Origin of the sequence: Corallincola holothuriorum, assembly GCF_003336225.1 — a bacterium.
Taxonomy (GTDB): domain Bacteria; phylum Pseudomonadota; class Gammaproteobacteria; order Enterobacterales; family Neiellaceae; genus Corallincola; species Corallincola holothuriorum.
Window position 1 is genome coordinate 222,792 of the sequence record NZ_QPID01000006.1, and the last position, 23,288, is coordinate 246,079.

At 49.3% G+C, this 23,288-nt stretch carries 17 protein-coding genes; 14 read left to right on the top strand and 3 right to left on the bottom strand.

All coding sequences use genetic code 11. The features are described 5' to 3' along the window. Positions 1–29: 29 nt before the first annotated feature. From acsA to DU002_RS11665, 13 genes are all read left to right on the top strand, one after another. Complete coding sequence (gene acsA, locus DU002_RS11605) at positions 30–1,784, top strand: acetate--CoA ligase (RefSeq protein WP_114338629.1); 1,755 nt, start codon at positions 30–32, stop codon at positions 1,782–1,784. Next, a complete protein-coding gene (gene pdhA, locus DU002_RS11610) occupies positions 1,781–2,785 on the top strand; it encodes a pyruvate dehydrogenase (acetyl-transferring) E1 component subunit alpha (protein ID WP_114338552.1) in 1,005 nt (334 codons plus the stop codon). The genes acsA and pdhA overlap by 4 nt, the downstream gene beginning before the upstream one ends. 5 nt (positions 2,786–2,790) lie before the next feature. Then, positions 2,791–3,765, top strand: coding sequence for an alpha-ketoacid dehydrogenase subunit beta (locus tag DU002_RS11615; protein WP_114338553.1), 975 nt, complete (start codon positions 2,791–2,793; stop codon positions 3,763–3,765). A 15-nt stretch (positions 3,766–3,780) separates the two neighbouring features. Further along, a complete protein-coding gene (locus tag DU002_RS11620) occupies positions 3,781–5,007 on the top strand; it encodes a dihydrolipoamide acetyltransferase family protein (RefSeq protein WP_114338554.1) in 1,227 nt (408 codons plus the stop codon). Beyond that, positions 4,995–5,240 carry a phosphopantetheine-binding protein gene (locus DU002_RS11625; protein ID WP_114338555.1) on the top strand — a complete coding sequence of 82 codons (246 nt, stop codon included), beginning with the start codon at positions 4,995–4,997 and terminating at the stop codon, positions 5,238–5,240. Before DU002_RS11620 ends, DU002_RS11625 begins: the two co-directional genes overlap by 13 nt. Positions 5,241–5,468: 228 nt before the next feature. After that, positions 5,469–7,058, top strand: coding sequence for a methyl-accepting chemotaxis protein (locus DU002_RS11630; protein WP_114338556.1), 1,590 nt, complete (start codon positions 5,469–5,471; stop codon positions 7,056–7,058). Positions 7,059–7,192: 134 nt separating this feature from the next. Further along, positions 7,193–7,591, top strand: coding sequence for an ACT domain-containing protein (locus tag DU002_RS11635; RefSeq protein WP_114338557.1), 399 nt, complete (start codon positions 7,193–7,195; stop codon positions 7,589–7,591). A gap of 259 nt (positions 7,592–7,850) precedes the next feature. Beyond that, positions 7,851–8,684: a hypothetical protein gene (locus DU002_RS11640; protein WP_114338558.1), complete on the top strand. Its 834-nt coding sequence runs from the start codon at positions 7,851–7,853 to the stop codon at positions 8,682–8,684. A gap of 68 nt (positions 8,685–8,752) precedes the next feature. Further along, positions 8,753–12,436 carry an ATP-binding protein gene (locus DU002_RS11645; protein ID WP_114338559.1) on the top strand — a complete coding sequence of 1,228 codons (3,684 nt, stop codon included), beginning with the start codon at positions 8,753–8,755 and terminating at the stop codon, positions 12,434–12,436. Further along, complete coding sequence (locus DU002_RS11650) at positions 12,437–13,081, top strand: hypothetical protein (RefSeq protein WP_114338560.1); 645 nt, start codon at positions 12,437–12,439, stop codon at positions 13,079–13,081. A gap of 12 nt (positions 13,082–13,093) precedes the next feature. Beyond that, positions 13,094–14,323 (top strand): phosphoenolpyruvate carboxylase, encoded by a 1,230-nt coding sequence (locus DU002_RS11655; protein WP_114338561.1) that lies wholly within the window; start codon positions 13,094–13,096, stop codon positions 14,321–14,323. Beyond that, positions 14,320–15,162: a DUF7281 domain-containing protein gene (locus DU002_RS11660; protein ID WP_114338562.1), complete on the top strand. Its 843-nt coding sequence runs from the start codon at positions 14,320–14,322 to the stop codon at positions 15,160–15,162. Before DU002_RS11655 ends, DU002_RS11660 begins: the two co-directional genes overlap by 4 nt. Before the next feature lie 188 nt (positions 15,163–15,350). Further along, positions 15,351–15,899, top strand: a complete 549-nt coding sequence (locus DU002_RS11665) for a hypothetical protein (RefSeq protein ID WP_114338563.1) — start codon at positions 15,351–15,353, stop codon at positions 15,897–15,899. A 434-nt stretch (positions 15,900–16,333) separates the two neighbouring features. On the opposite strand, the gene DU002_RS11670 is transcribed toward DU002_RS11665, so the two are convergent. Continuing rightward, positions 16,334–18,097: a S8 family peptidase gene (locus DU002_RS11670; RefSeq protein WP_114338564.1), complete on the bottom strand. Its 1,764-nt coding sequence runs from the start codon at positions 18,095–18,097 to the stop codon at positions 16,334–16,336. 831 nt (positions 18,098–18,928) lie between these two features. Between DU002_RS11670 and DU002_RS11675 the strand changes: the two genes are divergently transcribed. Continuing rightward, positions 18,929–19,978: a CNNM domain-containing protein gene (locus tag DU002_RS11675; RefSeq protein ID WP_114338565.1), complete on the top strand. Its 1,050-nt coding sequence runs from the start codon at positions 18,929–18,931 to the stop codon at positions 19,976–19,978. Between the two features lie 64 nt (positions 19,979–20,042). Here the strand turns inward: DU002_RS11675 and DU002_RS11680 are convergent, their stop codons facing one another. Together DU002_RS11680 and DU002_RS11685 are read right to left on the bottom strand one after the other, a co-directional pair. Then, positions 20,043–22,466: a fatty acid cis/trans isomerase gene (locus tag DU002_RS11680; protein WP_114338566.1), complete on the bottom strand. Its 2,424-nt coding sequence runs from the start codon at positions 22,464–22,466 to the stop codon at positions 20,043–20,045. A 174-nt stretch (positions 22,467–22,640) separates the two neighbouring features. After that, entirely contained in the window at positions 22,641–23,132 is a 492-nt protein-coding gene (locus DU002_RS11685) for an Hsp20 family protein (RefSeq protein WP_114338567.1), read from the bottom strand. Between the last annotated feature and the right edge of the window lie 156 nt (positions 23,133–23,288).

Sequence of the window (23,288 nt, forward strand, 5' to 3'; positions counted from 1 at the left end):
CTGATGGATCTCCATGTGTGGAGGATGTGATGGATATTGAACAGATAAGTAAGTCAGGTCATCGCAAGGGACAATATAACCTGAACGACTATGGTACCCGTTATGCGCAGTTTTCCTGGCAACAAGCAGAACAGATGCTTAAGGGATTGCCCGGCGGCATTAATATCGCTTATGAGGCTGCAGATCGCCATGTCGATGAAGGATTTGGTCAGCAAACGGCTATCCGTTGGTTAAGTAAATCCGGACAAAACAGGGATATCAGTTACCAGCAGCTAGCAGAGCAATCCGCTCGCTTTGCTAGCGTGCTAGAGCGGTTAAATATCGTAGTGGGCGATACCGTATTTGGCCTTTGTGGCCGGGTTCCGCAACTCTATTTCGCTGTGTTAGGTTCGCTCAGATTTGGGGCTGTCTTTTCACCGCTGTTTTCTGCCTTTGGCCCTGAGCCTGTTCGTGCCCGCATGGAGATAGGTAAAGCTCGGGTGTTGGTGACCAGCCATGCACTGTACAAGAAGAAAGTGCAGCCTTGGCGAGAGCAAATGCCGGGACTGAGGCATGTGTTGCTGTACGGGATTAAAGGCGAACTGCCTGAGAACTGTATTGATCTTGATGGTGCCATGGTTGAGGCTGCTCCCGATTTTCCGGTGAGAGCCTTCGACCATGAACAGCTGGCTTTACTGCATTTCACCTCTGGCACCACAGGTAAACCGAAAGGGGTGATGCATGTTCACGGTGCCGTCGCTTACCATAGAATATCCGGCTATTTTGCCCTCGACTTGCGAGCTGACGACGTTTTCTGGTGTACCGCCGATCCCGGCTGGGTAACTGGTACGTCGTACGGCATTATTTCTCCCCTTTGTAATCGCACTACCTTGATCGTTGATGAGCAGGAATTTGACCCTGAACACTGGTATCAAGTGTTGGCTGAGCAGAAAGTGAATATCTGGTACACCGCGCCGACGGCCATTCGCATGTTGATGAAGGCCGGTGGCGAACTGATTAAGCATCACGATCTATCTGCGTTACGCTTTATGGCCTCAGTAGGTGAGCCGCTTAATCCTGAAGCGGTACGCTGGAGTCAGCAGGTGTTTGGTATGCCATTCCACGACAATTGGTGGCAGAGCGAAACTGGCGGCATCATGATCGCTAATTTCGCTTCTGAGCCAGTGCGCCCAGGATCCATGGGGCGGCCGATGCCGGGGATCACGGCTGCCATTGTTGCCCGGCAAGATGATGGTCACATTACGCCCATTGTTGCCAATAATCAGGTAGGAGAATTAGCCCTGAAACCCGGCTGGCCATCGATGTTCCGTGGCTACCTTAATGAGCAGGCGCGTTATGAGAAGTGCTTTGTTGATGATTGGTATTTGTCCGGTGATCTAGCGATGCGTGATGACGATGGCTATTACTGGTTTGTCGGTCGCGCCGATGACGTGATCAAATCTTCCGGTCATCTGATTGGCCCCTTTGAGGTGGAGAGTGTGTTGATGGAGCACCCTGCGGTTGCAGAGGTGGGCGTCATCGGGGTGCCCGATGAAACGGCAGGGGCGTTGGTAAAAGCCTACGTGGCATTGAAGCCAGGCAATGAACCCGACAATGATTTGAAACAAGCCTTGATGGCGCATGCCCGAAAACGCTTGGGCGCAGCCGTTGCACCCCGTGAAATACTGTTTCGTCAGAACCTTCCCAAAACACGTAGCGGCAAGATAATGCGGCGCTTACTTAAAGCCCGGGAGCTGGGATTACCTGAGGGTGATATTTCAACCTTAGAGAGTGATGAATCATGAGCAATGGCAAGCTACATATCAGCACGCCACATTTGTTGTTCTTGTTGCAGCAAATGATCCGCATTCGGCGTTTTGAAGAGCGCTGCTCGGTACTTTATCAGCAACAAAAAATCCGCGGCTTTCTTCATCTTTATGATGGTGAAGAGGCGATCGCAGTGGGCGTAATGCAAGCGCTAATGCCCGCCGATGCGGTGGTGGCTACCTATCGGGAGCATGGTCATGCACTGGCTCGTGGTGTGGAGATGAATGCGGTGATGGCAGAGATGTACGGCAAGGTAACAGGCTGCAGTGGCGGCCGCGGTGGTTCAATGCACCTATTCGACGTTAAAAATCGTTTTTATGGTGGTAATGCCATCGTAGCAGGTGGTTTGCCCATTGCCGTTGGCTTGGCGTTAGCAGATAAGCTTTGCGGTAGAAATCAGATAACCGCGTGCTTTTTTGGCGAGGGCGCGGTGGCGGAAGGTGAATTCCATGAAAGCTTGAACCTGGCGACCTTGTGGGATCTGCCTGTGCTGTTTATTTGCGAGAACAATCGCTATGCCATGGGGACGCCGCTGGCCATTGAGGAGTCGGAACCGAATATCTATCGTAAAGCGGCCAGCTATGGTTTAACGGCTCAGGTGGTTGATGGCATGAACGTGGTGGATGTGGAAGCCGCTGCCAAGGTGGCTTGCAATGCGATCCGGAATACCGGTTTGCCGCAGTTTATTGAGTGTCAAACCTACCGTTTTAAAGGCCACTCGATGTTCGATACTCAGTTATATCGCGATAGTGATGAGGTTGCTGAGTGGCGCGCAAAAGGCCCGATCGTGCAGTTACGAGAATGGTTGATGGCGAATCATCTGATTGAGCAAGCGCAAGTCAGTGAGTTGGAGCAAGCGGTAGATAAAGAGATTGAACGGGCGGTAGAAGCTGCAGAGGCGGCAGGTTGGGAGCCAGAAACAGATTTAATGCGCCATGTTTATACCCCTCACGATACGTCTAAACCAGAGGGGAGGTAGCGCTAATGGCAACGTTAAGTTTTCGCAGCGCAATTCATGATGCCATGGTTGAGGCGATGCTTGCTGATCCTCGCGTTTTTTTGATGGGCGAAGATGTCGGGCGTTATGGCGGGTGTTATGCCGTTTCAAAAGGGATGTTCGACCAATTTGGTGCGGAACGGGTGATCGATACGCCGCTGGCTGAGTCGGGTTTTGTAGGTGCAGGGATCGGCGCTGCTATTGGCGGAATGCGGCCTATTGTTGAAGTGATGACGGTGAATTTCAGCTTGCTAGCCTTGGATCAGATAGTTAATAACGCAGCGACATTGAGGCATATGTCGGGGGGACAGATCAGTGTCCCCATTGTTATTCGTATGGCCTGTGGTGCGGGGAAGCAGCTGGCCGCACAGCACTCTCACAGCTTTGAGGGGTGGTATGCCCATATTCCCGGTTTGAAGGTGATCTATCCCGGTACAGTTGCCGATGCCCGATACATGTTGCAGATGGCAATTGCCGATCCTGATCCTGTGATCATGTTTGAACATGTGATGCTTTATAACCAAGAAGAAACCCTCTGTGAAAGCGATACGATTGCACCGATGGAGCAGGCAGTGGTGCGCCGCGATGGGCATGATCTGACGATCATTACATGGGGCGCAAATTTAGCGAAGAGCATGGATGCCGCTGAGCAGTTGGCTGACGTCGGTATTGACACACTGGTGTTGGATCTTCGCTGCTTGCGTCCGCTAGATGTTGATGCATTGCTTGCTGCAGTGACCAAGACGCACAAGGTACTGATCGTCGACGAATCATGGAAAAGCGGAGGCATGGCGGCGGAGATATCAGCATTGATTGGCGAACAGGGCTTTTGGTCGCTGGATGCGCCCATTACCAGAGTTTGTAGTGCGGAGGTGCCTATTCCTTATCCGGCGCACCTCGAAATGGCGGCGTTACCTCAGGTTAGCGCTATCGTTGCTGCGGCTCGGCAACTAGTAGCGTGATGGAGGGATGATCTGATGAAAGAGATCACCATGCCTTCATTTGGCTCAGATATGGAGCAGGGCGTATTGACCGAATGGCTGGTTCAAGTCGGTGATACGGTGAAAAGAGGCGATCCTATCGCTGTGATTGAGACCCACAAGGGAGCGATAGAGCTGGATGCATACGATGAGGGGTGTATCTCTGAACTGCTAATTAAGGTTGGCCAGAAAACGCCCGTTGGCCAACCAATCGCGCAGCTTTCACAGTTAAATGATGAAGCGGATCTCGCTGTTATATCGGCTCAAAGAAGTGCAACAGAGTTAAACGATTTGCCTGGTTCATCTGTCGCGAATAAAGGGAAACAAGCAGCTTCGCAAAGCCCTTCTCAACCGAGAGGGAGCGCTTCAGGTGATAAAACGTCTGTCTTTTATCTTGCTTCTCCTGCTGCCAGAGAGCTGGCTCAGCAGCATAATATGCCATTATCCGCAGTGGCTGGTTCAGGCCCTGATGGAGCGATCCGGTTGGTGGATGTTCAAGCGGCTCTCGTGGAGAAACCGAAGCCGGCTCAGAATCCTTCTCGTAGTGGTTTTGATCCGCAACAGATGCGTGACGCCATTGCTGCGACTGTAACGCGATCAAAACAGCAGATCCCTCACTACTATTTAAGCCACACACTGGATATAACTCTATTGGAGCAACACCTTTCTCTGCTGAACGGCGAGCGTGAACCGTTGCAACGCATCTTATTGATTGCGCCGCTGTTGCGTGTCATTGCGCGAAGCCTGGTGAAGTATCCGCAGTTAAATGGGCATTATTTGCAGCGCTTTGCTCCGTCCGAAACTATCGATATCGCCAATGCGGTCAACCTGCGAGGTGGAGGTTTAGTGATGCCTGTGCTTCGTGATGTTGACCACTTAAGTGTCGACGGACTGATGCAGCAGCTACAAGCTTTGGTAGAGCGCGCGAAGCAGGGCACGCTGAAATTCTCTGATCTCGATGCTCCTAGTTTTACTGTGTCTAATATTGGTGATCGTGGTGTCGAAGCGATGTGGGGCGTTATTTACCCGCCGCAAGTGGCGATTGTTGGTTTGGGTTGTCCCAGAGAGGCCGTTGTTGTTGAACAGGGGAAGGTCGTGATCCGACGGGTGATGACAGTAACACTGTCGGCAGACCATAGAGTGACAGATGGCCATTACGGTAGTCGGTTTTTAACCGAACTTAATAAACGTTTGCAGAAACCGGAGGCGTTATGGAACGCATAAAACTAAGGGACATGGTGATTGAAGAGCTAGTGAATATAGCCCCAGATGTTGAACCCGATGATGTGCCCGATGATGAAGATTTAAGGGATGCATTGGATCTAGATTCGATGGATTTTATGCGCTTAGTTGCTGCGGTGAATCTACGCACCGGGATCACTATCCCTGAAGCTGACTATCGCCAGGTGCTAGAGCTGGGCCAGATGCTCGACTATCTTCTGACCAGGATGAGATAGCGCCAGCATTCGTGGCTTATAATTAAACAATAGCTACAATTTGCAGACGCTATTTGTGAGCTAGGTATTAATCCTGACGGTAAAACACGCTCACAGTTCTCACATTTTTCACCATGAAATATAACCTTTCATTGAGTGTGTTAGATTGTGATCAAGAGCAGTGACTGGATGTCCAAGAAAATTAAGGGACCGTGCTTGTTTCGATACTAATTCAGAGAAGGTTTTGCCGTGCGTTTGAACAACCCTGTCACTCAAAAAGAGTTTAATTACCCTGATAGCGCCAATATCCTTTCCACTACCCATTTAGACTCAACGATTAAATATGTTAACGCGGATTTTATTGAAACCAGTGGTTTTGATAAACGAGAGCTGTTGGGCCAACCGCACAACATGATCCGCCACCCAGATATGCCGTCCCAAGCTTTTGCTGAAATGTGGCAACGGCTGAAATCCGGTGAATCATGGATGGGTTTGGTTAAAAATCGTCGTAAAAATGGTGATCACTATTGGGTTGATGCTTACGCAACACCTATTAAGCGCGATGGAAAAACCGAAGAATACCAGTCTGTTAGAGTCAAACCTAAAGCAAGTTGGGTGGCTCGTGCTGAGTCATTGTATGCCAAGCTACGTGGTGGTGACGAAACACCGAAAGAGTTAAACGCTGGCTTTTCTATTGCGACCAAATTTCAGCTTTCTCTCGTTGTTGCCGCAGCGATTGCCGGTGGTATTGGCTGCCAATTGACTGAAGCCGGTGCGGCTTGGGGAATTGCTGGTATTGGCTTGGTGATCTCCTCTTTACTTTATCATTGGTCACACGGCTCTCTATTTCAGTTGGCGAAGCAGGGGAAGGAGTATGCCAATGACCCATTGGCCAGGTATGTTTATACCGGTCGCCAGGATGAGGTCGGACAGATCCAACTGATGTTGAAAACGCTGCAATCCGAACCTGTGGCGATGGCGGGCAGTCTGAATGATTATTCCATTAGCCTGATGCGAGCATCCCGTAAAATGGAAGAGAGCTTAGGTGCGACCATCGCTGATATTCAGGGACAACATAGTGAAACCGATCAGGTTGCAACAGCGGTAGAACAGATGAGCGCCAGCATCCATGAAGTTGCGAGTAATGCGCAATCAACCGCGTCTTCGGCTCAGGAAGCTGATACCAAAGTGAAAGAGGGGGCTGCGCTCGTATCCGATACTGTATCCAGTATTCAGACCCTCTCTGGGGAGATCGAGAATACCGCTGGTTTGGTCGATGCCTTAGCGAAAGAGAGTGAAAATATCGGCTCTGTGGTTGATGTTATCCGAGCTATTGCTGAACAAACCAACTTGTTGGCGCTTAACGCCGCGATTGAGGCTGCCCGTGCCGGTGAGCAAGGGCGGGGGTTTGCGGTTGTTGCTGATGAAGTGCGTACCTTAGCGAATCGTACTCATAACTCTACTGAAGAGATTATGCAGATGATCACTCGCCTGCAGAGTGAAGCGAAAAGCTCTGCAGAAGCGATGATGGCGGCGCAAGCCCGTGCCAACAGCAGTGTGGAATCTGCACATCTCGCAGAAGAAAACATGGAAGCGGTGAGCATTGCGGTGACCCAAATTAATGACATGAATCTGCAAATTGCCACGGCCGTTGAAGAACAAAGTTCGGTGGCGCAGGAAGTCAGTAGAAATATTAGCAATATGAAGTCGATTGCCGATGAGGTGCTGACCGAAGCAGAGGAAAGCAGTTCCGCTTGTAGCGAAGTGGGAGAGTTGGCGACAAACATGCAGAAGTTAGCTGCACAGTATTGGGACAACAAGCGAGATTTAGTAAGTTAAAGTGTTGCAAGCTTGAACTCCTGCATTTATTCGGAAACGCCTCTATAGATATAGAGGCGTTTCTTTTATATGGGGTGGTGAACTGAGCTAAGCTAACTTTACTAGTTTCATACCTCATGGAAAGGAATTCTCTTATGTCTGCGATCTCTGATCTAGATACTTTACTAAAAGCCCTGTCTCCTTCACTGAGCGGTGTCGAATATGTGTTTTGCCATGTCGGTGATGCCGCTTATGGTGACTATGCAGATCTGTTTCCTGTTGCGACCTTTCGAGAAAAAGAGGGGCTTACCTTAGTTATTACCAAAACAGAAGCCGACGTTGCCGAGATGGGGTATCAGGGGGTGTTCCGGTGTATCACTCTTGATGTGCATTCAAGCCTGGAAGCTGTCGGTTTAACCGCTGTGGTATCAAGTAAACTTGCTGAGCAGGGGATCAGCGCCAACGTCATCGCCGCTTACTATCATGACCATGTGTTTGTGCCCGTAGATAGAGCAGATGACGCATTAGCCATTCTGAACAAACTTACCACATAATCTGACGCAGTTGGCCGCTGACTTAAGTTGAGCACGACATTTTATCAAACCAATGCAGGTTACTGCGCTACAGCTGATTTCTATGATTGGGCATGTTCGGATTTGGCGCTTGCTCAACAACCCAGCAGTTAATCCAATTAAGCCCACATAATCTGCGTTTTTCCATGGTTAATATTCTCTGACAGTTTTATTATGAGCCCTTATTTTTGGGCTTGCTGAATTCACTGTCAGGCCAATCAGGGACTGATTTTCTTCGGTTATGTCACTTAAACGTTATCTCGAACAGATCCGCGCAGGTAAACAGATTAATTGGGACAAGTTTCACGGCTTGTTACCGCAGGGCTATGAAGACGATTGGCGTGATATATTCACTGTCACTAAACGTGGTGCAAAGCAGTGGCAAGTGACGGTGATAGATCCTATTCGTTACGAGCAGCTGCTTGCCGCTGCCGAAAAGCCAGTCAACCGTATCCAAGCCAGTGCCCAAGGCGATTCCCATCTGGCGACAACCACGTGCAGCTACCTGCTGGTATATCGTATGGGCTTACCTGATGCGCGTCCTGATGTCGTGCTTCTGAAGCCCGAGGGTGCGGTGCAGGGCTTTGCGGCGAAAAAGCAGTTATTGCTGGTGGAAAACGAAGAGAATTTCTTTCATCCCGAGCTGATGCTTGATGTTGCCAGTGACATGTTGGGGCAGACTCTGACGCTGGCTAACACGGATGTGGCTCTGGCCAGTGGTTCTCAGGGGTTGTCCCCACAGCGAGTTCATTGGTACCAGCATTATGCCGAAGTGATCTGCGCATTTGACTACGATACCGCAGGGCTTGAGATGTATGCGGCATTAAACAAACAGATGCGCCGTAATCGGGAGCAGCAAGAGGGCGTTTCGACCCAGGTCAGTTATTTACAACCCCTTGATTATAGTGCTTGGCTGCCACTGTTTAAGTGTCAGCCAAAATCGGATAAAAGCTACATGCGTGGACGTAAGCTGGCATCCGAGCTGGGCTTTGTCACGCTGGAAAAAGCATTTGCGAAAACCCGAAAATTTATGGAGCAAGAGATGCTACTGAGGGATCGCGTTAACACTGAGTAGATGTCACTCAGGGTAACGCAACAGGCGTCTCGGCCATTATTTGAACAACACAGACAGTAAGAACAACTATGTCAGCTTTAAATCGCATTATTTTGATTAACACCCACTTACCCGGTGTAGTGGAATTGGCGCTCGATGGCCACACCAATATCTGCGGTACTAACGCATCGGGAAAGACCACGCTGCAGCGTCTGGTGCCGGTGTTTTATGGTGAATACCCCAGCCGCGTCGTGCCGTCGACCCGTGACAGCTTTGAAAAGTGGTATTTGCCGCGAGAGGACAGCTATATCGTCTATGAATATCAGCGAATGGACGGTGAATTTTGCCAAGCGGTGATGGCGGCGGCTAGTGATCGCAATGGGGTACGTTATCGCCTGCTAGGTAAAGGGTTTGATCTGGAGGATTACCTCAAGCAGCGGGATGGTGAAACGTTGACGTTTCTGACCATGGAAGAGTTTGGTCGGGTGATGAAAAGTAAAGGCTTGGCAGTGACTCGCCAGCTTAATACCCGTGAATTCCGCGGCATTATTCAGAATGATCGTGTGGCGCTGAGCAGTGGCAGTAGCAAAGCTGAACTCCGTACGTTGGCGCGGCAGTTCTCCTTGTGTGATAGCGAACACACCCTGCGACATATCGAAAAACTAGCACGCGCTGTGCACTCGAAAGAGGGCAAGATGGAGACGATCAAGTCGATGATCGCCGCCATTTTGGAAGAGGATGGTGTGACGCCGCCCGCTTCCAGCCTTAATCCGCAAAAGGTGGAAGGGTGGATCCGTGAAAGCCAATTAATCCAGGGGTTCGCCGCGATAAGGCCGGAGTTTGAACGGCTGGAGCAGCAATACAACGAGCTGCTGTCATGCGAGTTGCGCTTGGCGGGGTTAAAGCGGGGCTATCAAGCTGACGAGTCGCTGCAGCTAACGCGGCAAAGCGACGCCAAAGCCGAAATAGAGCTATTAGGCAATGAGCATAAGCAACTGGAAAGCGGCTGGAAAGATCAGCGCGACACCCTTAATCAGCAGTTGTCTGTGGTTAAGGGGGAGTTAGAGAGCTTTGACAGCGAGCTGCAGAATATTGAAGACCAGTATCAAAGCTATCAGGACAAAGATATTGAACAGGCGCGTGCCAACTTAGAGCGGATGACGGCATGGCGAGATGATCTCGCCAATCTGGAGGCTCGCTTCCGTTTGCTCACCGAAGCCCATCAGGACATTGAATCCGCTTATAACGAACGTCGCAGTAAGATCGACCGTCAGCTTAATCGAGTACTCAGTGAGCTCAATGAGCAGAAAGATACCTTGCAAGAGGAACGTGATAACAAGCGTGAGCAGCAGCATGATGACTTAGCGGCGCAAGAGAAACTATTCAGTGAACGTCGTCAGTCTGGACTGGCACGTTTTAAAGAGCGCGAGTATGAACTGAAATTAGCAAAAGCGGAGCAGCAAGCCAAGTTAGACGGCGTCACTTATATCGACGAAGAGAAGCAAGCATTGATGATCTTCGACGAGCGGATCCTGCTTGCTGATGAGAGTCGCGAAGCGGTAGAGGAGAAGCAGGAGCGTCTACACAAAGAGGAAAAGATCGCCAAGCGTCAGCAGGAAACGGCTGACGAGGCGTTGCGCCAGACGACTCGCCGCCTCAACGAATGCGAGAGCCAAGCCCGTGCGCTTAATGAACTGTTGTATCCAGGCCACCACTCGCTGTTGGAGTTTCTGCGTAAAGAACATCCACAATGGGAAGGAACTCTGGGTAAGGTGATCCATCCGGAACTGCTGCAACGCTCGGATCTAAAGCCCAGTCTAACCGCCGATGGCGCAGAAGCGCTCTATCGCGTGTGGTTGGATCTTTCTGCGTTAGAGACCCCAGAATATGCCCGCTCAGAGCAGGAGCTGAAACTGCAGTTAGCACAAGCCGAAGAGCGTCAGGTGGAAACCCGCAATCAGCAGGAGCAGGCTGAGCAGGCCTTGGTACAGGCATCGCAAGTATTGGACGACGTGCGCCGGGAACTTGTCTTTGCCGGTACCGAGCTGAAGAATGCCCGTGCTGACGTTAAGCGTCTGCAAGAAGAGAAGCGCAACGAGCAGACTCGCATCGATGCCGCGCTGGCGGAGCGGAAGCTGGCGGCGCGTCAGCAGTTAGAGCAAATTGCGCATCAACTGGGGCAGTTAGTTAACGAGCAAGCTGAGTGGCTGGAGCTACAGAAGTCGCTGGAACGTGACGCCAGTATGGAAAAGCGGGCCTATTGGGATGAGGTCGTTGGCGCTATTGATAGTCAATTGCAACAACTGCGAGACGAGATGGCGGAGCGTCAGGCCAAAGCTAAACAGGAGTTAAAGGCCTGCAGTGATTGGTACAAGCGTGAATTGAAATCCCGTGGTGTTGATGACAGTGAGATCGGTAAATTAAAACGGGAAATTGAAGCGCTGGAACGGCAGATCCAGGACACCGAGCGGATGCGCGACGAAGTGGCGAACTACTTAGTCTGGTACAAGGTACAGTGGACTCAACGCAAGCCGAAGCTGCAAAGCCAGTTTAGCGAGTTGCAGAATCAACAAGCCGAGCTACAGCAACAACTGGCCGCTGCTAACAGCCAGTTTAAACAGCAGCGGCAAACATTGGAAAGTCAGCTGCAGCAGGCTAAGGCTATCCGTCTGGAGTCAGAAGAGCTCCTAGAAAAACTGAAAACCCTGTTACGTCGCTTAAATGAACTGCAACTGCCGCGGGACGCTGTTGAAGTGGCCGGTTCGCTGAACGAGCGGTTGAACCTTGGTGAGTCTTTACTGCATAGCCGTGAACAGCTGCTGACGGCCGTGAAAGATGGCGTGGACCGCTTCGATCGCGAGATCGCTAACCAGTATGGTTCGTCATTGGCGGAAACATGGGAGCGCTCTCGCGAAGAGTGCATGCTGATTGGTGAGAGCGGCGTGCGTAGTTTGGACTATCGCAAGCTAGTGCCTGAACTGGCACGGTTGATTAACGAGCTGGTGCCACAAAAGATCACTGCTGTTAAACAACTTGGACGCACCTATGGCCGTGATCTGAACAACTACTACGATGTCCTGCACAGCATTGATAATCGTATTGCCTCACAGAGCGCCCGCATCACGCGCGAAGTGGATGAGGAACTGTTTCTTGATGGTGTGTCTGAATCGGCGGTGAAGATCCGCTCGCGTGTGGCGGAGCTGGAGTTCTGGCCACAGTTGCAAGAGTTTGTGCAGGCATACAAGAACTGGCAGGCAGAAGATTTCAATACGCTACCCAGCGAAGAGTACACCAGCAGCATGCGCCGCGCCCTAGAGATTATTGGCCGTTCGGCGCTCAGTGGCGGGGTTGCCAGCTTGCTTGGTATCGAACTGCGTTTGCGGGAGGGGAACTCGGATCTGGTGATCCGTACCGACCGCCAACTAAACGAATCCTCCAGCCACGGTATGGCTTACCTGATTTTGTGTAAGTTCTTGCTGGCCTTTACCCGTTTGTTGCGGGGGAGATCGCAAACCGTGATCCATTGGCCAATCGATGAGTTGGGTACGTTGGCCCACAACAATATTAAGAAGATCTTTGATGCCTGCGGTAACAATCAGATCCGTGTGCTGGGGGCTTTCCCAAATCCAGACGCAGAGGTGTTGAGCCTGTTCAGCAACCGCTACATCATCAACAAACAGAGCCGACAACTGCAAGTGGTTAAGCCGAAAATAGATCCCATAGCTGAAAAGTTAAACCAAAAAGCCGCGCAGATGCAGCAGGAGGTAGTGTAGATGTTATCCAACATGGGACATGTGATTGAACGCCTGCTGCAGGGGGCATTTATCTGTCGCACCAGTGATGAAGAGGGCTGGCGCCTGCTTAAAGATCCGGCGCGCCGCGAGCAGGTCGAGCAACACCTGAATGTGCTTAACCGTACCCTCAGTGAGTGTGGTGCCGGCAGTGACTCGGAAGTGTTTTTTTGCGGTTATCGCCAACTCGGTGATGACGAACGCAAAGTGGTTGCACAGCAGTTTAAAGATATCGTTAACGGCTTAATACCGCTTACTCAGTGGTTGATGTTAGTGCAGGAGGCTGAGGGTAAAGACGCGCCGCTCAGTGAAGGCTCGCCAGTAAGGTTAACTGAACTGCAAAGTACTATTGAGGATACGCCCGCGTTTCGCGAGCAACTGGATAAGCTAAGCAAGTACCGCTTGTTTGGCTCACAAAGCACGCAAGTGGATGGCCAGATTAAGCAGATCTTCAAGCGCTTGGTTGAGCTGGGGTACTTACTGCGCCCGAACCCGGAGAAGCAATACTATATTGCCACCGGAAAAATCGATTACCTGTACGAGGTGATCCGCTTTATCAATGAAACTGAGGCGCTGGATCTGGAGGCGCATGCTGAAGCCGCCACCGCCCAGGGTAGCTTGCTGTGATAGGAGCAGAGTATGAGTAATAATCTGCATCAAGCGGGCACTAAGTTTTTACGCCTATTGGCCCGCCATGGCGATGCCATTATGGATGCTTATATCTCAGGTTCTATAGGCGATCATCAGGTCGAGGCCAAGGTACAAGACAAACTGGTTAAAGCTGGCGTGTTATATCGACCAGAGCCGGGGGCTGATCTGCATCTACGACACGCTGTACGTAGTTTGCTGGAAGAGGCGTTAAAGGATGAGCGTAATCGCCAGATCGATGCCAACGCCGGATCGGCGATCGCCGCATTTAAAACCTTGGCTCAGCACTATACCGAAGCCCGCCATCAGGGCGATATTGCCGCCGCTGATGCTCACTATCGTGATCTCTCTGAGCATGTGTATGCCTTCAGCGAAGGCTTACAGCACTCGATCCGCGTGATGTGGAGTCGCATCAACAATGAGTTCGGTTACGTTAGCTCCATTAATGCCAAGATCCGCGAAAATGAATTAGCGCAATCTCAGGTCAGCGAACTGCTGGCAGGTTTGGAGATGATCAGCTTTGAAGAGTTGGCGGACATTGCTGGCGATATTCGCGAACTTCGCCGCCTATTAGTGGCGAATTTGCAGCAAAATATCAGTCAATGTATTCAGGAGCTGAGTGTGGTGCAGGGGCGTTTACTGCAACTGCTAGGACGTTTTAGGCAGATCCATGGCCGTGCCAAACTGTTGAAAGGCTGGCTGCTGTATACCGAGCAGCATCCGGATTATGAGGTGGGCAACCATGTGTCCCACAAACAGATCCCAGCACTGTTTAACGAGGCGGATGCAGCCATAGCTGCGGCCAGTGTTGATATTCATAACAGCGCCCACGAGAGTACATTAGTCGAATTGGTGGCGCATATTAAGGCCAACCGTCTGGCGCGATTTACTCAGGCCGCCCCGCAGCATAGCGATTCAGTGATCTTGCAGGACAATCCAGATTACGAACTGGATGAACATCCGATTAAGGCAGCGGTCAGCGAGTATTTTGTTCATGTCATCGATAACTTTGAACCCGGTACTGCCAGTTTGTCCGCCTTGGATTATTTGCAACAGCAGCAGCTGGAATACGATGCAGAAAGCTGGCTCTATCAGGTGATAGGTGGCTACGAGGGCTTGCCGCAGGAGCAAAAAGCCTACTTTGAACTAGACCCTGAAACTGAAACCCGCGCACCGTTTGCCAATGTGGTGATCCGGGATGTGTCGGTCGGCTTGCGATGAATAAACGCCAGCTGGAGGTTCTCAGGCGACAGATCCGCTATTGGCGCGATGAAGTGACGCTTAATCCGAGTTGGCGGGCGATCTGTGATGAGTTTGAACTGCAGGAGCGGATCGAAGGTTCCTTGATCCGTTTCCAGTTCAAAGACAAAGCGTGGTTGCGCGAACAAGCAAAGCGCAGCGGCTACGGTGACCTGTTATTAGATGACGCACCCACGGGTCATCGCATAGATGCCGCCCGCAGTGGACTAGTGAATGAAAAGTTAGCGCCAGTGACGCCCGAACAGCAGTATGTTCTATTAACAAGCCAAGGCGGCAAACTGCCATGCGCTGGTGTAGAAAAACTGCAGCCTAGAATGAGTGTACGGGTCGCTATCGACGACTTAGCGCTAGCGCTGATTGATGTGTTGGTGATCGTGGAAAATCTCGATGTGTTTGACCACTGGCATTGCACGAACTTACCGGCCGAACTGGGAACCGCTGTGGCCACTTACCGTGGTCACGATAGTGTGGCTAAAGGGGTGTGTCATCTTATCGAGCGTTTGCCTCAAACAGTACAGATTGTGGTATTTCCTGATCTTGACCCCGATGGTCTAAAAATCGCCCTGACCACACCTAAAGTAAATAGCCTGCTGATCTGTGATTTTACTGATGACTTAATCGCCGTTGGAAGTAGCGATGACTTCAATAAACAGCATCAGGCAGCGAAGTATCTGGATGGGGCAGAGCTAGCGGCTTGGCAGCCATTGTGGACGGAATTAAAAAAGCATAAACGCAGCATCAAACAGCAGCATATGTTGGCGCATAAAGTTGAGTTGCGACTAATACCACTAACGAAGTGACTGTCAGTCACTTGATGGCCTGAAATAGATTGAGCGAGAGTAACCGTTGCTGCACTGATGTTGCGCAATAAAGTTGTTAACTAAATGTGAAATACCCTTCGTAATGTGTTGTTTACCCATTGAATTTCTTGTTAGAATACCATCCCTGTTTAGCTAATTTAGAATATATACAATATAGAAGGAACTATATGAAGACTTTTGCTGGTTTACCTTTCATTCTCATCCTTGCGTTCGCTCCCTTTTTAGCCAACGCCGAGTCAATTGCTGAGTCAGAGACAAAGCAGTGGTCGGTTGGTGTGGGCAGCTATGCATTAATTATTGATAGTGATGATTATGGTGATGACACCTTTGAAGGTTATGCTCTTTCGGCTGATTATGCGATAAACGATAATTTTGCAGTTCGAGGAAACTATTACTCCCTTGAGCATGAAGATCTCTCATCTCTTGAAATTGATGGCTTCGAATTACTTGGTTATTTTGGCACGGGCCTGATGACCGAAGGCTTCAAAGCGTATATTGGTGGTGGATTTTTTAGTGAAAATTTAGATGGACCGTTTGGTTTAGATGAAGATTTTTCAGGTCTGCAGCTTAACGGCGGGTTGGGCTACAATTGGGAATACGTTGCTCTAGATTTCTCTCTTGCTGTTCGAGATCCTAGTGATTATGAGGATCTTGGCGATGACGATGATGATTTAACGGTTGTCTCGGGCTTGTTGAAAATCGCCTTTAGATTTTGATACAACAGCAGTGATGATAATTGCCCTTGGCGTTTGAGTGTTGATTACTCGAACATCCAAAAATCACTACGGTGATAATGCCGATAAGTTAACGGTTTTAATGTTCACTTGACGGCTCTTTTAAAGAGATAAAAATCGGAATTCTGTTTTCAGGATTCCGATTTTTTATGTGCGTCTTTCACGCGTCGGATATGGCTAATTGACCCCGTAAGAGTCAAAGTCATTGGTGTAAATTATACCTCTCGTTAGTTTCTATTAAGCGCTTCGCGCAAGCTGCCTTTTGGGAAATTTTTTCATCTTTACCTTTATCTACTTAAAAGGTTATCGTCGTTGATTAATAAGCCAACGAAACGTGCCCTTAATAATGCCGCTCACCCTTGGTAAGCGGCATTAACATCAAACCTGTCACTTGCAGTGCGGTTAGCTCGATCTGTTTAGTAGCTTACCTGCAGCGTGACGCCACTGTAGGTGCTATAGGCTCTAACACCTATATGCCAAACGCCAGAGTTGGGGTTGCTTACACTGACCGATTCGTTGTTACCATTTAGGTAAGGGCGATAGTCCCAGTTGCGGGTGCTTGGCTTTGCGCCGTAACGCACATAGAGATCAGCGTCTCCTGATCCACCACTCATAGTAACGTCTAGCTTGTTAATCCCTGCGGGTACCTCGACGGTGAAATACTGCCAACCACGACGGGTGTCAGCAAGGTTGGTTTCAGTAAAGCCTCCGCTGGGTTCACCGCCGCCGTCATTACCTAATACATAATCAACAGCCGCTGCTGCATCGGCAATACCTGCGCCACAACTTGAGCATGATGCAGGGAAGGGGCGGGCCGTTTGTTGAATGGCTGTGGCGATTTCATTGGGCGTAATATTAGGATCGGCGGCATATAACAGCGCAGCCAGACCGGCGACGTGGGGGGAGGCCATCGATGTGCCTTGATACCACGCATAATTATCACTACTTGGACCGTTTGCACCACTGTTTAACGTGGACAGTATACCGTTACTCGCTGAGCTGCGAACATCGCCACCAGGCGCAGCGACTTCCACTACACTGCCGTAGTTAGAGTAATATGCACGACCACCATTGCGATTGGTTGCTGCCACAGTGATCACGCCGCTACAACTGGCTGGGCTATAATTGGCCGCATTGGCATTAGAGTTACCAGCAGCAACCACCACAGTTGCACCTAAGTTTCTGGCGGTATTGATCGCGGCCTGAGTCGTGTTGTCACAGCTCCCACCGCCACCAAGGCTAAGGTTAAGCACCTGAGCTGGATTGGCATTAGCGGGCACGCCTGATACGTTTCCTCCTGCGGCCCAAATCATGCCGTCAGCGATATCTGATGTGTAGCCACCACATTTTCCGAGTACGCGTACAGGTACTATTTTTGCGTTATATGCGACACCCGCGACACCGGTACTATTGTTAGTTTCTGCTGCGACGGTGCCCGCTACATGGGTACCGTGCCAGCTCGAAGATTGATCTTGGCTAGGTTGACCGCCACCGCACTCACCTCGTGATGCGGCATCACCAGGATCGCGGGCATCAGCGTCACGACCATTGCCATCGTTACCGACGAAGTCGTCTGAAATCATGTCATAGCCGGGTAGGAGGTTGTTGACCAGATCGATGTGGGGACGATATCCGGTATCAAGCACCGCAACGACTGCGCCGTTACCCGTGGTCTCATCCCATGCTGCGGGCAGATTCATACCACCAGTGGCTTCATAGTAGTGCCATTGCTGGCTGTAGCTCGGATCTGTCGGTACCGCAAAATGCTGTAGTAAACGGTCCTCTTCAATGTACTCAATTTCTCCGCTGGCCATTGCATTCTGCTGCATGATCAGTGGGCTGACACCCGCTTTCATCGAACCTTCAACAACAAAGGCACCGGTTGCGATCTGACGAATAACTTTAGCGTTAGTAGCAAATCCAGATCGTAACAGTTTGCTCCTGACTTTCTTTTTTGATTCAGTTGCGTCTGCGGTCGTCAGCATTGAGGGCGTAGACGCTGCTTTGAACTTGATGATGTAGCGTTTTTGGGGTCCTTGTTTAACAAGGGTAATGGGGCGTTCTAGTGCTTGGGATGTGCCGTCAAAGGCGCTGAGTTCTGCGCCATAGCTTGGTGTAGATATGGCGACGGTGAACGGTAGCGCCAACCATAATTTATTTCTGCTGTTTGATGGTTTCATTGTTCTCTCTCTGGTGTTGTTTTAATTTTTCTGGTCTTAGAACCAAATAAAAACCTAGAGAGAGATTATGATTTTTACAATATTATGAGTGAGCACTTGAATTGTGAGGTGACTTATTTGTAAAGCATATTTTGCACTTGTTTCCAAGTGGTTTGTTTTTATTGGGTAAACATTTTCATTTTAAATTTGTTTTTGAATGTTTATCTTTGTTTTTATATTTGCCTTCACTAATTTTGTGAGTTTTTATGTTGGTGCTATACGATCCGTTTTAAACGTGAGTTTTTTGGTTTTTGGTATTTGTAATTCAATGGGTTTTAATTAACTCTTTATTTATTAATAGGATTAATTCTCTATTGGTTTTATATGTTAATCTCAATTAAACAAACAGAAAATATTAATTAGTACACGCATTATTAGTCTGCCCTTTATTAGTTCGGGTGCTCAGATGGAAAATAGTTGGTGATTGTTACAAAAAACTATAGAAACTGCCTGTGCCGTAAGTTTTACGGAAGTGAGGTTTTTGAGTCTGGGGGTATGGAAGGTCTCATGGTGAGAGCTAAGATTGGGTATCCCTTGCCTAAACCTGTGTAGGTTATCGCGACTACCAAGTTTTACGCCGTCAGCTATGTCGTTTGTTTCAAAAAATTTCATTCAATTTTGGCTCACCTTTGATCTATCCTGCTGCAATGGAGAGTAACGGTATATCTCTGTTTGCTGGTATCCTGTGGAAAGCAGCATTCTTTGCCTCTTCACTTCGTTCCAGGCGCTGAGGAAAAACCTTTGCTGTTGTAGCTCTTCAACCTGTTTCTTATTGGATTTAAAAGATTTTTAATGACTCTACTGCTGATTTATCTATTTGTAGCTATTGGTGTTTCGTTTATCTGTTCGGTCTTGGAGGCGGTGCTGCTATCGATTACTCCTAGTTATGTTGAAAGTGCTTGCCAGGCCGATCAGACGAAGGGAAAGGCGTTATCCAGAGTAAAAGATAATATAGAGCACTCCATCTCTAGTATTCTCATCTTGAACACCTTTGCTCATACCATGGGGGCGGCAGGTGTTGGTGCGCAGGCTGTGCAACTTTTTGGCGCTAAATGGGAAAGCCTGATTGCCGTCTTACTTACTTTAGCCATTCTTTATCTTTCCGAAATTATTCCAAAAACACTGGGTGCGACGCACTGGCGTAGCTTGGCCTATCCGTCTGCTAGGCTCATTTCATTTCTGGTAAAACTGGTGTTTCCGTTGGTGTGGTTGTCGAGCTATATCACAGGTTTGTTTAGTAAAGACCAACAGGATCGTATCAGTAGGGAAGAGATTCAGGCATTTACCACCTTGGGTTATAAGGGCGGGGCTATTGCTAAACAAGAGAGCTTGCTGCTTGAAAATATCCTTGGATTAAGGGAATGCACTACGCAGCAGATCCTGACGCCACGCACAGTCGTGCATGCATTCAACCAACAGAGTTCTGTCACTGATGCGTTGAACGAAGAGCTGACACAGCGCTTCACCCGCTTTCCTGTGTATGAGGAGAGTATCGATCATGTTATTGGTATAGTGAACCATCGTGCGATGTCGGAACAAGCCCGACATGGCAAAGGGGATACCATATTGGCGGAGTTAGCTCAGCCAATTCATCGCGTGTCAGAGCAGCTGCCGGTTTTACAATTATTAGACTTATTTATCTCCAGAAAAGAACATCTGTTTCTGGTTGAGGATCAGTACGGCCAAACAGCAGGTATCGTGACGCTGGAAGATGTGATTGAAACTCTGTTAGGACGTGAAATTGTTGATGAAACAGATATCACTGAAGATATGCAGCAGTTAGCGAAAAGCCGTTTTCGTGATCGTTTACGTCGTAAGAGTAAGATCGTTCACGACGACTAACCGCGATTAAACTGCCTGATCATGTTTGCTATTTCACTGGTGCGTTAAATAGCCTCCTGGCTATTTAACGATTTTCGATACGGTTGTAATCCAGTAGCCCGCCCTCAATTGGGCGCATCTGCATATACTGCTGATTAAGGCGATCGCTGAAACTCCAAAAGTCCTGAGCGGTTCTCCGTATTCCATATTGATCAAGTAATTGCCGATAACCTGACTCTGATTCAACGGCACTGATAGTGTCTACGAGTCGTGGTAGATCGGATTCCTGCAAATGCCAAAAGGCGCTGGGGTAGCTGCCGACTAAACCGTGGATCAAGGTCATGTTGTCTTTGGCTGTGTCACGGTTATCCGTTTCGTCAAACAGACTGGAGACATTTTTATGCGCACTGTTGCGCATCAGGGTGAATAGCTGAGGTGTTGCGGTTGGATCCGTTTGCTCAATCATAATAAATGTCAGTTCCGGAAACAGGGTGGCGCGATCACCACTGATATTTACCTCTAGTTTTTTCAATAACGCTTTTGATGTTTCGGTCAATTGACTGCTATCAACTTCGTAATTATCTGGAAGTACTTTAGCTAAGCGTTGCTTCAGTAAGTCATATAGTTCTGCTTTTGGATCTTCAGTACGGTAGCGGATAGCTGTGGGTTGATGGAATTGGCCAACGCCTGTATCCAGATAGTCATTCAGTTCTTTACTTGCCCCTTGGTACCAGCTTTGAAGCGCCTTACTACGGCTCTCTTCGGGCAACAAGGTTAAGAAGTTTGACTCGCCCTCCATTCGCAGGAAGTCCATATACATACGGGTGAGTAACTGGTGGCCGAAATTACCGTAAACGTCAAAGCCAGCAGTGAGCAGGTAGTGGATCCTTTCCAGCAGGGTGTAATCGATGATCCATGCTGTTTTTGGTGGCTTGCCCACCAGCCCCTGCATGACGCTGGCACTGTCGAAGTGGCGTATGATGGTGAGCGAAGCGTTTTGATTGACCCCATCCCCATCCCAGATCAGATTTGGCGTTAAATGTTCTCCATCTTGAAACACCTTATTCATAAACTCACTTTTTGCTTTTAAAAAGCGGCGTTCAGCGTGGCTGTAGTTAAGCCAGTTACTGAGTGGCAATACAACGGTATCTTTCTCTGCCGGAAGGTCGAGGTTAACAGCCTGTTCATTGATAAACTGACTGAGCCTGGCTGATTTCATCAAGTCCGGGTCGACAAAAAACACCCAGAATCGGTCGTTGATAACATTGAGTGCTAGCTGTCCCCGGCAAACGGGGCCTTTAATAAAGTTCATGATGGTATTTTGTGCTTCGTCGAGTAGGAAGCGGTAGCGGCTATCAATGGGTAGATCATGGAATGCCCGCATCGGGTTGGAGGCAACGTCAGGATGATAACCGGGTAGCGCAGATACCTGATAATTACTGTCAATAAACCAAGTTTGCCAATTCTCAAGTCGCTGAGCATCGAGGCGGTAGGGCATGTGGGTTTTGTCGACGATAGTTTCTCGATCCGGCATCAGGCGGTAATAAACCCGTTTAACTTTTGGATCATCAAACGGACGCCGTGTGCCGATAGGCTCAATGGCTTGGCCGGGAGGTGTGGCTGAGCGTACGATACGATAATAACGAGGTGTTGTGTCAGGCTCATCGAAATAGAGTGATGAAAGGAATAGATGCTCGTAGAGGTAACGACTGGTAAGTTGCTGCTTCAGTTCGTCGCCATTAAGAAAAGCTTCCCAGTGCTCAATTTTTTTCGCGTCTGTTGCATTGGGTTCTGGCATTGTCGCCATGATGGCACCTTTAGCCAGCCAGTCGATCAAAATGTCGTGTTCCGGTTTGGGGATGGCCGGTAAACCGTAGGGCATTCCCCATAGAGCATGATCTTTTTCATAGCTAGTCATCTGTTCGATGTCGGGGCATTGCTGATCGCGGTCGAGAGCAAAGTCCCATTTATCAGCGTCTAATTGCGGGGTTGTAGGAAGCGGGTGTGCTTGCTTAAGCTGCAGCATACGCGCCATCACACCGGCTTCTAGGTTTGCTTCTTTTGTTTGTGCGCGCTCATTGAGGACGGGATAAAAGGCCTTGTCACGCCACTCGGCGGTGGTTTGCGCATCGACAAACATACGGGTGAGCTTATCGGCCAGTAAACGTGTGCCATCGTAGACTTGGTCTTTACTTGCGCCTCTGTCGATCCCTTCCGCCGAGGATAGTTTGAGCTGACAAGGGGCATCGTAACAGGCATGACACGCAACACAGCGCTTTTCGATGATAGGGCGAACGGTATCTAAATAGTGTTGCGCGGCAGGATCTTGCTTGCTGACCAACCGTGGTTGTGGCTCGGCAAAGCCGTAAATCTGGTCGTAATGCAGGCCGGTGTAAACAGTACAACCTGAGAACAATGAGACAAGCGTAATAAGCCAATAGCGTCGGTTTTTGCGCCAGACATGGTGAACATACTCACTTGAAAACGTTTTCGTTAGGCCTTTATTCATGCTTTGTTTCTACAACCGATTGAGAAGTGGAGAGGGCAGTGAACCATATGTTTCATATTTATTATCACGCCTGTATATCAGCTACAAGAATAGACCAATAGCAAAAAGGGCTGCAGAGGCAGCCCTTGATTAGGAAGAGATAACTAGCCGTATAATTGACGGCTGCTTTACTGATTAGGCGGCGTCGATGGTGACGGTTTGCTGCTCTTCCGCTTCGTTCAAACGCGGCTGCGATGTTGCTGCGTCTTTATAATTAATGGCGATACTGCGTGGCTTCATCGCTTCTGGGATCTCTTTGACCAGATGTACCATCAATAGGCCATTTTCCAGATCCGCACCGCGTACTTCAACGTGGTCAGCGAGGTTGAATTTACGTTCAAATCCACGGCGAGCAATGCCTTGGTAGAGGTATTTCTTACCCTCTTCTTTACCTTTGTTACCACGGATCGTTAGTACATTTTTCTCCACCGTGATATCCAGCTCAGCGAGCGTGAAGCCGGCGACAGCTAATTGGATACCGTACTGGTTTTCATCCAGCACCTCGATGTTGTATGGCGGGTAACCAGCACTGTTGTTGTCGCTTTTTAGCGCACGATCCAGCAGTGATGCAAATTGATCGAAGCCAATACTGTTACGGTAAAGTGGTGATAAATCGATAGTGTTCATAGTTATATTCTCCATTAGAAGCAATACATGACATTGTTGTCGGTACCGGTGAGCGCGATATTCGCCCTCTCACCAGTGCTTAAAGAGATAGGGGCGGAAAATTTTTGATTCAAGGTTATTTACGAAAATTATTTTTCTTGCGTTCTATTTGGTTGC

Bases quoted from the DNA above. Each gene is read 5' to 3' on its own strand.
- acsA (WP_114338629.1), top strand. From the start codon at position 30: ATGGATATTGAACAGATAAGTAAGTCAGGTCATCGCAAGGGACAATAT.
- pdhA (WP_114338552.1), top strand. From the start codon at position 1,781: ATGAGCAATGGCAAGCTACATATCAGCACGCCACATTTGTTGTTCTTG.
- DU002_RS11615 (WP_114338553.1), top strand. From the start codon at position 2,791: ATGGCAACGTTAAGTTTTCGCAGCGCAATTCATGATGCCATGGTTGAG.
- DU002_RS11620 (WP_114338554.1), top strand. From the start codon at position 3,781: ATGAAAGAGATCACCATGCCTTCATTTGGCTCAGATATGGAGCAGGGC.
- DU002_RS11625 (WP_114338555.1), top strand. From the start codon at position 4,995: ATGGAACGCATAAAACTAAGGGACATGGTGATTGAAGAGCTAGTGAAT.
- DU002_RS11635 (WP_114338557.1), top strand. From the start codon at position 7,193: ATGTCTGCGATCTCTGATCTAGATACTTTACTAAAAGCCCTGTCTCCT.
- DU002_RS11640 (WP_114338558.1), top strand. From the start codon at position 7,851: ATGTCACTTAAACGTTATCTCGAACAGATCCGCGCAGGTAAACAGATT.
- DU002_RS11645 (WP_114338559.1), top strand. From the start codon at position 8,753: ATGTCAGCTTTAAATCGCATTATTTTGATTAACACCCACTTACCCGGT.
- DU002_RS11650 (WP_114338560.1), top strand. From the start codon at position 12,437: ATGTTATCCAACATGGGACATGTGATTGAACGCCTGCTGCAGGGGGCA.
- DU002_RS11655 (WP_114338561.1), top strand. From the start codon at position 13,094: ATGAGTAATAATCTGCATCAAGCGGGCACTAAGTTTTTACGCCTATTG.
- DU002_RS11660 (WP_114338562.1), top strand. From the start codon at position 14,320: ATGAATAAACGCCAGCTGGAGGTTCTCAGGCGACAGATCCGCTATTGG.
- DU002_RS11665 (WP_114338563.1), top strand. From the start codon at position 15,351: ATGAAGACTTTTGCTGGTTTACCTTTCATTCTCATCCTTGCGTTCGCT.
- DU002_RS11670 (WP_114338564.1), bottom strand. From the start codon at position 18,097: ATGAAACCATCAAACAGCAGAAATAAATTATGGTTGGCGCTACCGTTC.
- DU002_RS11675 (WP_114338565.1), top strand. From the start codon at position 18,929: ATGACTCTACTGCTGATTTATCTATTTGTAGCTATTGGTGTTTCGTTT.
- DU002_RS11680 (WP_114338566.1), bottom strand. From the start codon at position 22,466: ATGAATAAAGGCCTAACGAAAACGTTTTCAAGTGAGTATGTTCACCAT.
- DU002_RS11685 (WP_114338567.1), bottom strand. From the start codon at position 23,132: ATGAACACTATCGATTTATCACCACTTTACCGTAACAGTATTGGCTTC.